Source organism: Nostoc sp., from assembly GCF_036917155.1.
GTDB lineage: Bacteria > Cyanobacteriota > Cyanobacteriia > Cyanobacteriales > Nostocaceae > Nostoc.
In genome coordinates this window covers 18,374-34,527 of sequence record NZ_JBALDZ010000043.1, presented here as the reverse complement: position 1 = coordinate 34,527, position 16,154 = coordinate 18,374, and the positions used below count along the sequence as shown (strand labels likewise).

Below are 16,154 nucleotides of genomic sequence, written 5' to 3'. Positions count from 1 at the left end.
TTACTATCGCTTTTTAAGCACTAACCTGTGAATATCAACCGAGGGTACGGCGAAGCCGCGCCGAGGTCAATTGTGCCAGTTGCGTAAGTCCTGTTTGCTTTCTGGATTACAACCACAGATTCAGGAGTGCATCACCACTGTACCCAACCGGGTAAATTGTACGCTAAGACTGAAACTAAGATGAGATAAGATTTTCAGCAATCGCTTTTCTCTGTAAAATTGGTGAGAAAACTATGGCTATGGTGCGAGTTTTAATCTATTTTGAACGAAAAATCATCGTTCCAGACACTTGAAAATTTCTTAGCATACAAAAAGACTTTTCTGCCACGGTGATGCCATATAGCCCAAAAAAAGTTATAGGATGTTACTTGTAATTACTCATTTCCAGTACAACCAGTACAATCAGAATGTTTAAGTTAAATTTAGAGGAAATAGGATGTTAAATACACGTAAATTAGTAGGGTTGTTGGCATTATCTGGATCGGTTTTGTGGGCTTCAAATACCACAGTTTTTGCAACATCTAAGTCAACTAGTATTATTAATAATACAGTAACCAATAATAATCGAATTTTAGCCCAAGGTTCATCGCAAAAAGTTGAGAAAAAATCAGATATTCTTTCGGTTGCTGGCATTTGGGTTGGTACATTAAGCCAAAACACAGAACCAACACTGTGGAATTTAAAAATGAATCTTTCGCAGAAGGGGCAGAAAGTCAAAGGTTTTTCTTTAAAACAGCCAGTCACCAACGTACCAGCAAGCGTAACTTTTGAACTAACAGGCACAGTTGCTGATGAAGTTTTCAACTTTCAAGAAACGCGAATTGTTGATCGAAAAGCACCTTCTGACTGGACATTTTGTAACATTAGCGGTCAATTGCAACTGATCAACAATACGCTTCAAGGTCCGTGGGAATGCTACGTCCAACAAACAAGATATTTCGGTATGGTTAATTTAAAACGGGGTTAAAGGCATCACCGTGGTTAAATGAGCATCCATTCCGAAACTTAGGCTAAGGACTTGGGGCAAAAAAGGAAAATCGCCTGTTGAAACATAAGACAAACTATTGTGAATCCCCAGCATAGCTGGGGGTTTACCGATATTATTCAAAACCGCCTCTTTCTGCTAATGTGTTAGCATCACGCGCACCATGCAAAACGCGAATAATTATGATTTCGGTTTCTGATACTGTGTAATAAATGGCATAATTTCCTTCAAATATCACACGCAGACCAGCCGCGAATTGCGATCGCACTGTTCCAGCAAAAGGGGTACTTAAGAGTAATCTTGTGGCTTTCTCTATTCTTTCAAGCAATTTGGTTGCTATCGCTTCCGAAGCCTCAGACGCTACATAATACCAGATTTCTGCTAGGTCGGCTTCTGCTTTATCGGTTAAACGGATGACGAGCGATTTTCTAATAACTTCCTCCCTCGTTGGATAATCTGCTCTATATCAAAATCCTTCACCCGACCATTCGCAACATCGGCAAGCCCCTCGTCAATATCACTTTTAAGCAAGGCGAGTTCTTCAAGCTGCAAGGCTCGTTTTATTTTCCAATCGCGCAGTGCTGCACGGATAACTTCGCTTGTGGAAGCATAATCGCCAGCTTCTACCGCTTTCTTGACTATGCTAGCCATATCGGTTGGTAATGTTATGGTGATACGTTCAATATCTGCCATGTTAATTCTGTCCTCTCTGCAAGCCCATTGCCTACTATCATCATACTTTGTCATACTTTATATGAAAATTCAAGCGCAAGGACAAAAGCCAGCCCTCCCTAATCAGAAGAAGAAACATGGGGGGAGTTACCACCATTTTGCGCTTAAAACTTCTGTGATTACAACAACTCACCTGCTGCGTCTACTTCGTCTCTATCTATATCTAGGTATAGAGCTAGGTTTTCTTAACTAATAGGGATTTTAGTTGATTGCAATGCGTTGCCAGGGAAATTGTAAAAAGCAGAGTTGAGGTTTCAATCCCTAATAGGGATTTTAGTTGATTGCAATATTACTATTCATGGAATATTGAGAAGTTTCTTAGTGTTTCAATCCCTAATAGGGATTTTAGTTGATTGCAATTAGAATTCAGCAAGATTGTGATAATGGATATTTTGTTTCAATCCCTAATAGGGATTTTAGTTGATTGCAATTTTTGAATATTCTCTTTCTTTTTAACCTCATATGTTTCAATCCCTAATAGGGATTTTAGTTGATTGCAATAGTAAGTTAGCAATTTTTAAGTTGTCAGGCGTTGTTTCAATCCCTAATAGGGATTTTAGTTGATTGCAATATTTATCTTTACTGCTAAAGAAAAGAAAATTCTTGTTTCAATCCCTAATAGGGATTTTAGTTGATTGCAATGTAATCGCTTTGGTAAATAAGAAAGCGGGAGACCGTTTCAATCCCTAATAGGGATTTTAGTTGATTGCAATGGCGGGCTTCTGAAAGCTTTGCCTTATTTGGTTTTCAAGGTTCGGTTGCGCGAATGCAGAAATCATAACATGAGGAGTTGTGATTTGGCTAGAGGCAAATGGCTGAAAACTAGTCTACATAAGGTGCGCGGATGGTTTAGAAATACTAATGCTCTCAAATTCTTACATATAGGGCAATTTAGGCATTTTTGTTGTTATCCCTTCCCCAACACCTACCTATCCGCGCATTCAGCGAAAAAAACTAATCCGATAGGAAAGCTGTTCACTATAGATATCCTACTAGATTAGGTTAGCTGAGTTATGGGCGACGCTTGGGATGAGCTACGCCTAAGCAATACCTGCACCCCCATCAACCTTATTTGGCAACGTCTTCAAAGTCTGTTATTGCACAAGCAAATTCTCTAAAAGCTGTTTTAATCAGAACCTCTTTTGTTCCCCTTTCTAGCGCAGAATTGCGTATGAGGTCTGTTAATTCTATGAATAGCAGAGAAAACATAAAACGATCTTGGCGGTCAACTTGTTTCAAGCAAGAGGATATAAACTGATAAAGCTCTGTTTTTCTAGGTTTGGTTTGTTCATCCCATATTTGCAACCCAAGCCGAAAAGTTCTCAAGCGGATTTCATTACTGTTGAAGGACGCATCTTTGTAGCGGACTGATACGCGCTGGGGTATATCCATGAGTTTTAGCTATACATATTCAATGTAAAGTAATTATTCACTTATATTTTGGCTCAACCGGAAAAATCTGATATTTTGCACCAATTCCAATAATTGCCATAGTTTATCAACGAGTGACTTGCGTGGTATATAGACAGGGACGCACGGCTGTGCGCCCCTATAATCAGAGAATACCCCAGAAATGGAGTAAGCCTTGACCAGAAAAAGCTTCAATCAAAATTGCAGATAGAAAACCAATCATCGCAAGACGACCGTTCCAATTTTCACTCTGAGGAGTGAAACCAAAGCGCACAGCATTAGGATCTTCTGAAACAATAGGCGCAGGATTCTTAAAACCTGACATGAGTAAAACTCCAAAGTTCAAGTGTTGTCGCAGTTGTAACTGTCTGTAAAGTAATGTAACAGATGTTAAAAAAAATGCAACAGTAAAAGGGATTGGGGATTGGGGACTGGGGATTGGAGACTGGGGACTGGGGATTAGACATCTGGTGAAAATGAATGTAGAGACGTAGCAGTGCTACGTCTCTACAAGGACTCTGGATAACGCATATTTAATTTCTGGAGATGTCTATTGGAGACTGGGGACTGGGAAAAGTTAGAACTCATTCATCTACCTCAGATACTCATTCATCTACCTCAGAACTCCGTTCATCCACCTCAAAATCTCCAATCCCCAGTCCCCAATCCCTTTTATTTCCACTCACCTTGTAGAGTAAAAGCTGCCCAATAATAAGGTGCGGAATACTTTTGAGTGCGCCATATTTCTATTTGGGCTGTCCGCAATGCTGCTGCTGGCTTTAATTTTTCTTGCAGCATATTTTTGTAAAATACCTTCATGAGTTCGGATGTTGCTTGATCGTCTACACTCCACAGGCTAACCACTACTCGCGGACTACCTGCATACATAAAACCTCTGGTTAATCCTACTAATCCTTCTCCCTTAACTTCCTCTCCCAGTCCGGTTTTACAAGCACTGAGTACCACTAGTTCTGCTTGCAGGTTGAGGTTGAAGATATCGTGTAAGCGCAAAAAGCCATTTTGCGGCCTTCCCTGGTCGTCAAATAGCGACAACACTACTCCTGATAATTCTGGATGCTTGCTGTTGAGAATGCCATGAGTAGCGAAATGGATGATGCGATATTGACTCAAATTTTCGCTGCTAGCAGTGGTACGACTAGCGTTAAAATCAAAGGCTTGCTTGCGATCGCTAACAGGTACAAGAGAAAGAATTTGCTCGGCTTCTTGACGTGTAAACCGCAGACGCTGAAAGCTAACATCTGAGTCTTGAGCCGATCTGGTTAAAGCTTGGCTATCTAAGTTGCTTTCTGGCACAGATGAGGGAGATACTTTGACTTTACCTTCAAGACGCTCATCATCACTACTAAAAATGGGATCTGCCAATACAACTAATGTCTTAGAGGCAGAAGATTTACGTTCTTTGTGTTCACGCCGGAGAATGGCTACTGTAGATGCTGAAGGTAGAGTATTGATTTCGTGGTTGAGCAGTAATGGTTCATAGCTGCTGCTTCCAGGTGTAGCTAGGGCGGAAAATGGCACATATTGCAAAGCACCATCGCTGGCGATCGCTAGGCGTTTCTTTCCCAATTGCTGGGCTACTGGTGCAAGTATAATCTGAGATAGAGTATCTATAGATGGGCTATTTCTAAGATAAGGAGTAGTGATTTCTTGACGAAACTTTTGGACAGTAGCTTCAATGTCTGCACGCTTGGGTAGCTCATAACTGGTAATACTCTTATTGGTAACTGCCCAAAGATAACTGCGCTTTTCCCCAAGAGAATATTCTAGAAGTAAGGTGTTGTCATCGAGTACCTGCTGCTGAATCTGGGTGAGTGAGAGAGGCTGGGGTTGAGTCAGTGCTGCATAACGCGGACTGGTAGCACGGATTTGTGCTTGGACTTTTTGATATTGTTCTAGAACAGCTTCTATTTCTTTTCCTAAAGCTTGCAACTTTGCTTCAGTGTGGTTAACATTTAATAGCTGTATTCGGCGTTTTTCTAAAGTATCAAGTTGTTCCTGCAAGTTGTGTTCTTGAGAAAGTAACTTTGGCTCCACACCTTGGCGAATATCAGCATTAGCTTCAGTAAGCAGTTCCAAAAGACTGCGGGCACGGGCGCGTTCGCTGGTTTGCAGTGCCAGAGCATCATATCCTTGGGATGGATGCTGTTTGTGTAACTGCATCAGCAAATCGATGTAAAACTCATAATAATCTTGTACAGTGGCAAAATAGGAAGTGCGGAGTTCTTGAGAGTCAATTTTAGTACGCAGGTCTTCAACAATTTTGATGACTCTTTCCATCTGAGTTAAGGAAGCCTTAAAATCGCCGCTGTCGCGTTGGACAGAAGCGATGTTATACAAAGTCCGAGCTTCCCCTGCCTTGCTCCCCATCTGTATGTATAAAGGCAGACATTGTTTCTTCCAAAAGTGGATGCTCCCCGGTAAACTCCATCCCTAGGTGGGTGGAGAGGGATAGTCGCCCCGCCGCATGGGGCATCGGGCATTGGTAACTTCTTCCCCATGCCCCATTCCCCATGCCCAAAAACTCCATCCCGCAAGTGGCGTGGAGTTTTTCATTCATGCCTACCTACTTAATTCACAGAGATTTGCTACTGTTGGGCATAGAAAAAACACTATTAAGTTGTCTGAGTCTTATGGTTGGTATTATGAGCGGAAGCTAATTATTTAAGTTTCTCATGGTTTAATTGAAGATAAATTTTATATTTTATTAGGTAAAGTATAATGAAACTATTTCAACATGGAGGTTTCAATGATTAAAAATATTGAAATTAAAAATTTTAGATGCTTTGATTATTTAAAATTATCTGGTTTTGAGAAAATAAATTTAATTAGTGGAAAGAATAATATTGGAAAAACTGCATTACTGGAGGCACTATTTATAAATAGTTCTCCACGACCAGAGACAATTATCTTACTACGACATATAAGACGTGAACAGTTAAGTTATAGTAAATCTTTACCTGAAAGAACCTGGAATAATTTCTTCTTTCATCAGAATAAGAATAGCAATCTTGTAATTGAGGCTACTCTGGAGAATCAATCTTCAAAGATAGTTGAGATATGCGTTGATGAATCTGTAGAAGATTTTTTAGAGGAAACCGATGAGCAAGATAGTGAGGATGAGATAAAAGACAACATCATAAGCCTTTTTTCGGGAAGTGAGTCTGTACGATCTGTGATGCACCTTAAAACAAGGATTAATCATGGAGAAGCTTTTAAAACTTCAATTATTTCAAGCACAAAGGGATTGCTAGCAAAAGATATCAAAATTCCTGACATTAAAAATGCTTTTTTTATACCTTCCTTCTTAAGAGTTTCTAGTAAAGACTTAACAATAGAGTTTGATAAGGCTCGGTTGAACGAAAGAGATGATGAAGTTCTAAGAGCTTTTCAGGCTATTGATCCCTCGATTGTAGAGGTGGAGAGCTTTAGTATTGGCGAACCTACTGTTTATCTTAAAAGACAGGGAGAAGGTCGGTTGCCATTGTCCTTGTTTGGTGATGCAATTAATCGCATAGCTGATATTATCTTAAGACTTGTGAATAATGAGAATAGTATTTTGCTAATTGATGAAATAGAAAATGGTATTCATCACTCTAATCAAGTCTATTTTTGGACTATTCTTTACAAATTGGCTAATGAGTTAAATGTGCAAATATTTGCCACAACACATAGTTTAGAAATGACTAAGGCTTTTATAAAAGCTGGTTTAGAATATCAAAATACATCTGCTCATTTTGAACTTACAAGACAGTTGAAGACTGAGCGGATAGTTGCTATAAGACGAGATTTAAATACTTTGGATTATGGAATAAGCCACAACAAAGAGGTGAGGGGTGAGTAGTAATATTTTGATTGTGGAAAGCAAAAATGATAAATATTTCCTTCAGGCAATTATTCGTTATCTCAACTTGAATATAGAAGTTGCATCCCCAATTATCATTTCAGAAGAAGACTATAGACCAATGGACGGGTTAAATAAAACAAAGTTAACGAATGCTCTCAAAGACTTAAAAGCTGATATACAGAAGGGTAAGATTGAAAGAGTAGGTATAATTATTGATATTGATAACGATCGAGAAAGCGATAGAATTAACTTTATTAATGAATGTGTTCAACAAGCCTTTACAGAAGCGCCATTACTTGTAAAAGTTAAAGAGTTTGTAAATTTAACTATTGATGGTCTCAATATCCAACTGGCTTGCTACTTTACCAATCTTGATGGTCAAGGGGAACTTGAAACAGTCCTAAAAAACATTAAGTCCCAAGGTTCTATTCATGCTGATTGTTTAGAGAGTTGGAAAAAGTGCTTGCAAAAGAATGGTAAAGAAATAAGTGTTAAAGACTTTAATAAATTCTGGGTTGATATGTATATCCGATTTGATACTTGCTCAAAATCTGAAAAGAAGCAAGCAGAGCGTAAATGTAGCATGAAAGGCTTTGATTATGTAATGACCAACAAAACAGCGATTTGGGATTTTGAGCATCCTGCTTTGAATGATTTGAAGGATTTTTTGCGGCTATTTTGTTGATTCCATCCTCAGAGAAAAAATATTTATTTTTAGTCTAACTAGAGCATCGCTAAAACTCAAACCCTTGCCTACTAAGGGCTTGTATCTGACCAGGCAAGGATTTTAGTACTTGTGTATGCAGAGTAGCCTAAAAAAAGAGAGGTCAGAGTGTATTTGATATCTCCAGAAATTAAGTATGCGTTATTGTTCTAACATTTGAAAGAATCGGGTAAAATAATCTGGAAAAGTCTTTGCTGTACAACCAGGATCTTTAATTACAATCCCTGGAGCCTTCAAACCTGTGACAGCAAAAGCCATTGCCATTCGATGATCGTGATAGGTTTCAATGGCCGCTGGGGTAATGGGGCTAGGCTCAATTCTCAGTTTATCGGCGAATTCTTCCACTTTAACCCCTAACCGACGCAATTCTGTGACAACAGCTTGAATCCGATCGGTTTCCTTATATCGAATATGTTCTACGTTACGAATAGTAATTGGTGAACTGGCAAAGGGTGCGATCGCTGCTAATGTTTGCACCAAATCCGATATATCATTCATATCAATGTCGATGCCTTGTAATTGCTTCGGCCCTGTGACTTCAGTATATTCATCCGAATCCTTAATTTGGCAACCCATCTGCTCTAAAACATTCAGCCACAGAATATCACCCTGACACGATTGTTTCGTCAAATGTTTGACGCGCACCCGTCCACCCGTGACGGCGGCGGCGGCAAAAAAGTAAGAAGCATTTGACGCATCGGGTTCTATTGTGTAATGTCGAGCTTGATAACGTTGACCTGCTTTAATCTGAAATTGATTATCGCCAATTTCAATCACCTCCACACCAAAATCGGCCATAAGGCTACAGGTCATTTTGATATAAGACTGAGAAACCAGTGTACCCTCAACCTCAAAAATCGTATCCTGTTGAGCGTAAGGTGCAATCATCAGCAATGCCGAAAGTTGCTGACTTGTTTGGTTGGCTTTCAAGCGAAAATTTCCGCCAGCGAATCCCTGGCTATAGAGGGTGTAGGGCATAAACCCGGAGTTTCCCTCAAAGTTAACAGTTGCTCCACCCGTTTGCAGCACCGTCAGCATGTCACCCATCGGTCGTTCTCGCATCCGAGGAACGCCATCTAGCCGATATTCGCCATTACCCAGTGCTACCAGCGCCGAAATAAACCGTGCTGTAGTACCTGATAAACCCACAAATAAATCTGCCTGTTTAGCTGGAATATCACCTCCCCTTCCGACAATCTGAATCTGAGCCAGATGAGGATTCAGAGTTATGGGAATACTCAATTGCTCTAAACATTTGGCAAAATACTCGCTGTCTTCACTAAATAAGGCATTTTCTAAAATGGAGTTACCTTGCGCCAAAGCAGCGACAAGCAACGCCCGATTGGTAAGACTTTTAGAACCAGGAATTTCTACCGTGGCATCCACTGGCCGATTTAGAGCAGGAATTTCAATGGTATCCACGTTAAACCTCTACGTAGGCGGTCAGCTACAACTTTATATATTGCCATATCTTGAGCAAAAGAAGCAGGGGGAAATCAATTCAAAATGACGCTCTCTACGTTCGCACGTGTTTTTTTTAGTATTCCCTTAGTTAACTGCTTCCCACATCTGGGAACAATAGACATAAAAGTTTTAAAGATGCAGCAGTTATGGTTAGCAATCTAATTAGTATTTCCGGTTATCATCTTACTCAAGAACTTTACAACAGTTCGAGAACATTAGTTTATCGCGGATACCGAGAAGCTGACCAAAAACCTGTAGTGATTAAACTGCTGAAAAATCTTTATCCCAGTTTTACTGAACTTGTACAGTTTCGTAATCAGTATACGATCGCCAAAAATCTCCATCAACCTGAAATTATTCAAACTTATGATTTGGAACCCTACCAACATAGTTATGCATTGGTGATGGAAGATTTTGGGGGAATTTCTCTGAAACATTGGTGGTGGATAAGTGAGCGAAGTCTTAGGGAATTTTTAGTGTTAGCGATCGCTCTATGCAATTCATTAGATACTCTCTATCGTCATCGCGTTATTCATAAGGATATTAAACCTAGTAATATTCTGATTAATCCCGAAACAAAACAAGTCAAATTAATCGATTTTAGTATTGCATCATTGTTGTCACAGGAAACTCAAACTTTAATGAGTCCTAATGTATTAGAAGGGACACTAGCCTATTTGTCGCCAGAACAAACTGGTAGAATGAATCGCGGCATTGACTACCGGACTGATTTTTATTCTTTGGGTGTCACTTTTTATGAATTACTAACAGGTGAATTACCCTTTGAGTTTAACGATCCAATGGAGTTGGTACATTGTCATATTGCGAAACAGCCGGATGAAGTAAAAATTATAAATTCAAAATTCACAAATGAGGATATTCCTCAAGTTATTTGTGGAATAGTGATGAAAATGATGGCGAAAAATGCTGAAGATCGCTATCAAAGTGCATTGGGATTGAAATATGATTTAGAAATTTGTTTATCTCAAATCCAAGAAAGTGGGAAGATTCAGAACTTCCAAATTGCTCAACGAGATGTGAGCGATCGCTTCATTATCCCTGAAAAATTGTATGGTCGTGAGCAAGAAGTTCAAACTCTGTTAGCAGCCTTTGAGCGGGTGGCAAATAATCAGCGAGAACTCATGCTAGTAGCAGGTTTCTCTGGTATTGGTAAAACTGCGATCGTTAACGAAGTCCATAAACCAATTGTTCGGCAACGAGGCTACTTCATCAAAGGTAAATTTGACCAATTTAATCGAAATATTCCTTTCTCAGCTTTTGTACAAGCATTGCGTGATTTAATGGGGCAACTAAGTCGAGAAAGTGATGTCCAATTAGAAACTTGGAAACTCAAAATTCTCGCAGCACTCGCTGATAATGGGCAAGTCATTATTGAAGTAATTCCCGAACTAGAACAAATTATTGGTCAACAATCTGCTGTCAGCGAGCTTTCTGGAACTGCGGCACAGAATCGGTTTAATTTATTATTTCAGAAGTTTATTCAGGTGTTCACTACAAAAGAACATCCTTTGGTGATTTTTTTAGATGACCTCCAATGGGCAGACTTGGCATCTTTGAAGTTAATTCAGTTGCTAATGAGTGAGTCAAAATGTAGTTATTTATTATTGATTGGAGCCTATCGCGACAATGAAGTTTCAGCAATGCACCCATTGATGTTGACTTTAGCAGATATCAGTAAAGCACAAACAATAATTAATACCATTACATTGATGCCACTAAGTCAAAGCAAGCTGAATCAATTAGTTACTGAGACACTAAAATGTACCGAAAATTTAGCCTTACCTTTGTCTCAATTGATATATCAAAAGACTCAAGGTAATCCATTTTTCATCACACAGTTTCTTAAGGCATTACATCAACATGGACTAATTCAGTTTAATTTTGAAGCAGCTTGTTGGGAATGTGATATTACACAAGTGAGTCAGCAAGCAATCACCGATGATGTTGTTGAGTTTATGGCATTGCAGTTAAAAAAGCTTTCTCAATCAACGCAAGAGATATTAAAATTAGCTGCTTGTATTGGTAATCAGTTCGATTTAGAAACATTAGCGATTATTGCCAAAAAATCACAAATAGAAACAGCCACTTGTTTGTGGAAGGCTTTGCAGGAAGGCTTGATTTTACCTCAAACTGAAGTTTATAAGTTTTATCAACAAGAGTCATTCGTCCCTAGTCATAGCCTGCGCGGAGGCGTACCCCTACGGGGAAGCAAGCTACGCGTAGCGTCTCGTAGAGAAGCGTTTATATCATTAGCAAACAGGGAAGAGATGATTGTTGGGTATAAATTTTTGCACGATCGCGTCCAACAAGCAGCTTATTCCCTAATTGCCGAAGACCAGAAACCGCAGTTTCACTACACTTTAGGACAGCTGCTACTCCAAAATACCTCAGATGCAGAACAAGAAGAAAAACTGTTTGATATTGTTAACCATTTGAATATGGGTTCGTTTCAGATTACTGAAACAATAGAACGACTAAAGATTTCCCAACTCAATTTACTAGCTGGACAAAAAGCTAAACTGTCAACAGCATACCAAGCAGGTGTATTGTATTTATCCGCAGGAATTAAATTATTACCACTTGATAGTTGGGAAAGCGATTATCATCTCACCTTTTCTTTATATCGAGAGTGCATTGAATGTCAATATCTGGCTGGGGATTTTGAAGCAGCAGAAACCTTGGTTGCAACTACGTTGAACAATGCGCGATCGCAATTAGATAAGGCCGCCATCAACGCGATTCGATTGATACAATACCAAAACAGTGCTATCTATGAAAAAGCGATTCAAATAGGATTAGACAGCTTAAAAATGTTGGGTTTGGAATTACCCATTGCACCCAATAAGCAGACGATAACATTGGCAGCACAAGCAGTAGCAAAAAATCTTGGCGATCGCCAGATTGCATCTCTTGCTGTTCTCCCTCAAATGGAGAATAACGAGCAACAAATGCTGGTATTACTATTAATTAATCTGATTCCTCCGACTTATATTGCTAATCAAGATTTGATGGTATTAGTCATTCTAAAAATGACAGATATTTGTTTGCAATATGGTAATACTCCTCTCTCTAGCTTTGTCTATCTTTGGTATGCTACTGTTCTTTGTTCAATTTTTGAAGAGTACGAAAAAGGCGATAACTTTGGTACTTTAGGTCTACAACTCAATGAGCAAGCTAACATTTTGGCGATTAAAGGCAAAGCGTATATGACCTTTGGTAGTTTTGTGAGCCACTGGCGCAGACCATTGCCAGAAGGCTTAGAAACTATCAAACAATCCTTTTATCCAGCGATGGAAGCAGGAGAACTATCTTGGTGTTTTCATGGTGGTTCATTCAATTTCTGGAAAAAGTTTTTAGTCTGTGATCGCTTAGACGATCTCGCTGAGGAACAAAAGCGATTAGTTGAATTTGCTGAAAAAATCGAACCTCCAGCCGCCTTAGCTTTAGCTATTCAACATCAAGTTCTGGCTAATTTGCAAGGAACAATTTCGGATCGGTTTAGTCTCAACGATGAAACATTTAATGAAACCTCAGCCCTAAAAGTTTTTGCAGATAGTCAATATGCTTATGGGATGAGTACCTACTATTTTGCTAAAGCTTTTCTCCACTATAGCTATGGTGATTACGCTACGGCTTACCAATTGGGATTAGAAGCAGAAAAAACTCACGGGTCACTATATGGCCAGTTTCAAATTATTCTCCATGATTTTTATCAAGCTCTCAGCATAATACAACTTTATGTTTATGGTAGTACGAGTGAAACGTTGCAGCATGAATATTTAGAAAAGCTCCAAAAATATAGTCAAAAGTTCAAAATGTGGGCAGATAATTGCCCAGAAAACTATCTAGCTTTTTCCTTGCTATTAGAGGCAGAAATTGCCCGAATTAGTGAATATTATGGTCAAGCTGTGGGATGTTACGATCGCGCTATTGCCATAGCAAAAGCCAACAAGTACCTCTACACTGAAGCCCTTGCCAATGAGCTTACGGCTCGATTATATCTGGAATGGGGTAAAGAACGGATTGCTCAAGAATATCTATTCAATGCTTACTATTGCTATGTTCGTTGGGGAGCTAAAGCCAAAGTTGATGACTTGGAAAAACGCTATCCGCAGCTTTTAGCACCGATTTTACAACAGCGAGAACAGTCCTTAAATACAACTGATAGTTTTTTGACCCTATCTTTTTATAACAATAAAACTTCCACATCAGACAGTATTTCAGAGACGCTCGATTTAGCAACAGTACTCAAAGCCTCCCAGACCCTTTCTAGCGAAATTGAATTAGAAAAATTGCTGGCGACGCTGCTTCAGGTGATGATCGAAAATGCGGGGGCAGAGAAATGCGTGTTAATGTTGCTGCGGGACGAACGCCTACTCATCAAAGGGATGGTCAGTGCTGGGATGGAACCCATTGTTCTCCCACAAATTCCCGTCGAAGAAAGCCAAGACATTCCCCTAGAACTGGTTTATAGCGTCAAACACTCCTTGGAGCCGACTGTACTGTTTGATGCAACTGCCGATCCCCGCTTTGCCAGCGACCCTTATATTCTGTGTCAACAACCAAAGAGTATTTTGTGTAGCCCGATTTTGCTCCGGGGCAGATTTGCTGGCATCGTTTATTTAGAAAATAATCTCACAACTGGAGCATTTACTAGCGATCGCGTCAATATTCTCAATCTACTCTGTACTCAAGCCGCCATTTCTTTAGAAAATGCCCGACTCTATGCTCATGAACAAGAAAAAAGCCAAGTATTCCAAGAGTCGCTGCATAGATTACAGCAATCAGAAATGCGTTTTAAAGAGTTGTTTGAAAAGTCAGCAGATGCCATTTTGCTTTTGGGCAGCGATGGATTTATCGACTGCAATCAGGCAACAGTTGAACTGTTTGGATACAGTCACAAAGGCCAGTTTTTTTCTATTCACCCGTCACATATCTCAACTGAATTTCAGCCCGATGGTCAATCTTCTTTTAATAAAGCAAATGCGATGATTTCCAAAGCGTTGCAAACTGGGTGCTATCAGTTCGAGTGGATGCATCAACGTGCCAATGGCAAAGAGTTTTGGGCAGAGGTGATGCTGACTGTAATCTCCTACGATGGTGAACAGGTACTACACAGTGTTGTGCGAGATATTAGCGAACGCAAGCAGGCTGAGGAAGAAATTAAAGAATCAAAAGCATTTCTCAACCAAGTAATTAATGTCATCTCAGACATAATTTTTGTCAAGGATGAACAACATCGTTGGGTGCTAGCTAATCAATCATTGTGTGATTTACTCGGCGTTGATTGTGAGTCAATCCTTGGTAAGTCAGACTACGATTTCTTTTTGAAAGAACATGCAGATGTTTTCTGGGAAAAAGACAACATAGTATTTCAGTCGCAGACTGAGCAGGTGAACGAGGAGCTAATTACAGACAACAAAGGTCAAATTCATTGGTTACTCACAAAAAAAAGCCGCTTTGAAAATAATCATGGCCAGGCGTTTATTGTCGGCTCAAGTCGAGACATCACTGAGCTCAAGCAAGTAGAAGCACAACTGCGGCAGCAAGAGCAGTTCCTTCGCAGTATTTATGATGGAGCCGAAATGGTGATCTTTGTCGTAGATGTTTTAGAGGATGGCAGTTTTTGTTATGCCGGATGGAATGCTGCTGCCGAGCGAGTGATTGGAATTCGCGGCGTTGATGCCGTTGGCAAAACACCAACCGAAATTATGGGGGAAGAACAGGGTGAAATTCTGCGACAACAATTTGCTGAACGCGTCAGAACAGGAATGCCCATTTCTTACGAAGAGTGTCTCACCATTAACGGTGAGAAAAGATGGTGGTGGGTAAATCTGAATCCACTCAGGAATGAAGAAGGGCGTATTTACCGGATTATTGGCACAACATTTGATATTAGCGATCGCAAACACGCTGAAACTGAACTTCAACAAGCCCAACTTCAAATCGTGCAGTCGGAAAAAATGTCGGCTCTCGGTAATTTGGTGGCTGGTGTGGCTCACGAAATTAACAACCCTGTTGGTTTTATTGCTGGCAATTTACAACCCGCCTTAGATTATATTAACGATACCTTTAAATTGATTGATTTGTATCAACAAGAATATCCCAATCCTAGTGCGGCAATTCAGGACGAGATAAAAATCATCGATCTGGAGTATGTACGAGAGGATTTACCCAAGTTAATCGCTTCAATGAAATTGGGAATTGATCGCATCTGCGAAATCAGTAACAGTCTTCGCACTTTTTCCAGAGCCGATCGCGATCGCAAAATCTCCTTCAATATTCACGAAGGCATTGATAGCACCATCCTAATTCTCAGACATCGCCTCAAAGCCAATGGCAATCGTCCAGAAATCGAGGTAGTCAAAAAATATGGTAATCTCCCCCAAATTGAATGTTTTCCAGGACAGTTAAACCAAGTGTTTATGAACATTGTGGCGAATGCGATCGATGCTTTGGAAGAATCGAATCAGGGACGCAGTGTTACCGATATTAAAACCAATCCAAATCGTATCACCATTACAACTTACAGAGGTCAACAAAAGACTATTGTGGTAAAAATTGCAGATAACGGTACTGGGATGCCAGAAGAGCGGCGAGAACGTATCTTTGACAACCTATTCACCACAAAAACCGTTGGCAAAGGAACAGGATTAGGATTAGCGATCGCTCGTCAAATTGTTGAAGACAACCACCGTGGTAACTTGAGTTGCAATTCTATACTGGGTAAAGGCACAGAATTTGTCATTGAGATTCCGGTATTTTAACTAATTCGTAATAACGCTCTCTACGTTCGCGCAGCGTGTCGCAGACAGACGCTAAAAGCGTAGCTTGCTTCCCTGCAAGGGTACGAATACTCGCTACCGCTACGCTAACGTAATTCATAATTCGTAATAACGCCCTTTACGAGACGCTGCGCGTAGCTTGCTTCTCCATAGGGGTACGCGGACTTG

At 40.0% G+C, this 16,154-nt stretch carries 10 protein-coding genes and 1 pseudogene; 4 read left to right on the top strand and 7 right to left on the bottom strand.

Annotated features, from left to right (window positions below; translation table 11 throughout):
• Nucleotides 1-436 precede the first annotated feature (436 nt).
• The gene (locus V7K67_RS07020) at nucleotides 437-967 is read left to right on the top strand and encodes a hypothetical protein (RefSeq protein WP_334733055.1); all 531 of its coding nucleotides are present in this window, start codon (nucleotides 437-439) and stop codon (nucleotides 965-967) included.
• Nucleotides 968-1,100: 133 nt separating this feature from the next.
• Here V7K67_RS07020 and V7K67_RS07015 read toward each other — a convergent pair whose 3' ends face one another.
• The 6 genes and pseudogenes from V7K67_RS07015 to V7K67_RS06990 form a co-directional block, all read right to left on the bottom strand.
• Nucleotides 1,101-1,361, bottom strand: a complete 261-nt coding sequence (locus V7K67_RS07015; protein WP_335165790.1) for a type II toxin-antitoxin system RelE/ParE family toxin — start codon at nucleotides 1,359-1,361, stop codon at nucleotides 1,101-1,103.
• Between the two features lie 29 nt (nucleotides 1,362-1,390).
• On the bottom strand, nucleotides 1,391-1,678 hold the full coding sequence (locus V7K67_RS07010; protein ID WP_335165788.1) for a ribbon-helix-helix domain-containing protein: 288 nt from the start codon (nucleotides 1,676-1,678) through the stop codon (nucleotides 1,391-1,393).
• A 1,107-nt stretch (nucleotides 1,679-2,785) separates the two neighbouring features.
• Nucleotides 2,786-3,109: a hypothetical protein gene (locus tag V7K67_RS07005; RefSeq protein WP_179064500.1), complete on the bottom strand. Its 324-nt coding sequence runs from the start codon at nucleotides 3,107-3,109 to the stop codon at nucleotides 2,786-2,788.
• Nucleotides 3,110-3,272: 163 nt separating this feature from the next.
• Entirely contained in the window at nucleotides 3,273-3,452 is a 180-nt protein-coding gene (locus V7K67_RS07000) for a chlorophyll a/b-binding protein (protein WP_190892099.1), read from the bottom strand.
• A 347-nt stretch (nucleotides 3,453-3,799) separates the two neighbouring features.
• Nucleotides 3,800-5,539: pseudogene (locus V7K67_RS06995) on the bottom strand (CHAT domain-containing protein); the annotation flags it as partial.
• Between the two features lie 39 nt (nucleotides 5,540-5,578).
• The gene (locus V7K67_RS06990) at nucleotides 5,579-5,701 is read right to left on the bottom strand and encodes a hypothetical protein (RefSeq protein WP_334733052.1); all 123 of its coding nucleotides are present in this window, start codon (nucleotides 5,699-5,701) and stop codon (nucleotides 5,579-5,581) included.
• Nucleotides 5,702-5,894: 193 nt separating this feature from the next.
• Between V7K67_RS06990 and V7K67_RS06985 the strand changes: the two genes are divergently transcribed.
• Nucleotides 5,895-6,989, top strand: a complete 1,095-nt coding sequence (locus V7K67_RS06985; protein WP_334733051.1) for an AAA family ATPase — start codon at nucleotides 5,895-5,897, stop codon at nucleotides 6,987-6,989.
• Complete coding sequence (locus V7K67_RS06980; RefSeq protein WP_334733050.1) at nucleotides 6,982-7,677, top strand: DUF3226 domain-containing protein; 696 nt, start codon at nucleotides 6,982-6,984, stop codon at nucleotides 7,675-7,677. Before V7K67_RS06985 ends, V7K67_RS06980 begins: the two co-directional genes overlap by 8 nt.
• A gap of 180 nt (nucleotides 7,678-7,857) precedes the next feature.
• On the opposite strand, the gene aroA is transcribed toward V7K67_RS06980, so the two are convergent.
• Entirely contained in the window at nucleotides 7,858-9,138 is a 1,281-nt protein-coding gene (gene aroA / locus V7K67_RS06975; protein ID WP_335165786.1) for a 3-phosphoshikimate 1-carboxyvinyltransferase, read from the bottom strand.
• Between the two features lie 188 nt (nucleotides 9,139-9,326).
• On the opposite strand from aroA, the gene V7K67_RS06970 reads away from it, so the two are divergent.
• Nucleotides 9,327-15,968: a PAS domain S-box protein gene (locus tag V7K67_RS06970; RefSeq protein ID WP_335165784.1), complete on the top strand. Its 6,642-nt coding sequence runs from the start codon at nucleotides 9,327-9,329 to the stop codon at nucleotides 15,966-15,968.
• Nucleotides 15,969-16,154: the final 186 nt, after the last annotated feature.

Coding starts and splice junctions, on each gene's coding strand:
- V7K67_RS06970 (WP_335165784.1), top strand. CDS start 9,327: ATGGTTAGCAATCTAATTAGTATTTCCGGTTATCATCTTACTCAAGAA.
- V7K67_RS07020 (WP_334733055.1), top strand. CDS start 437: ATGTTAAATACACGTAAATTAGTAGGGTTGTTGGCATTATCTGGATCG.
- V7K67_RS07000 (WP_190892099.1), bottom strand. CDS start 3,452: ATGTCAGGTTTTAAGAATCCTGCGCCTATTGTTTCAGAAGATCCTAAT.
- V7K67_RS06990 (WP_334733052.1), bottom strand. CDS start 5,701: ATGAAAAACTCCACGCCACTTGCGGGATGGAGTTTTTGGGCATGGGGA.
- V7K67_RS06985 (WP_334733051.1), top strand. CDS start 5,895: ATGATTAAAAATATTGAAATTAAAAATTTTAGATGCTTTGATTATTTA.
- V7K67_RS07005 (WP_179064500.1), bottom strand. CDS start 3,109: ATGGATATACCCCAGCGCGTATCAGTCCGCTACAAAGATGCGTCCTTC.
- V7K67_RS07010 (WP_335165788.1), bottom strand. CDS start 1,678: ATGGCAGATATTGAACGTATCACCATAACATTACCAACCGATATGGCT.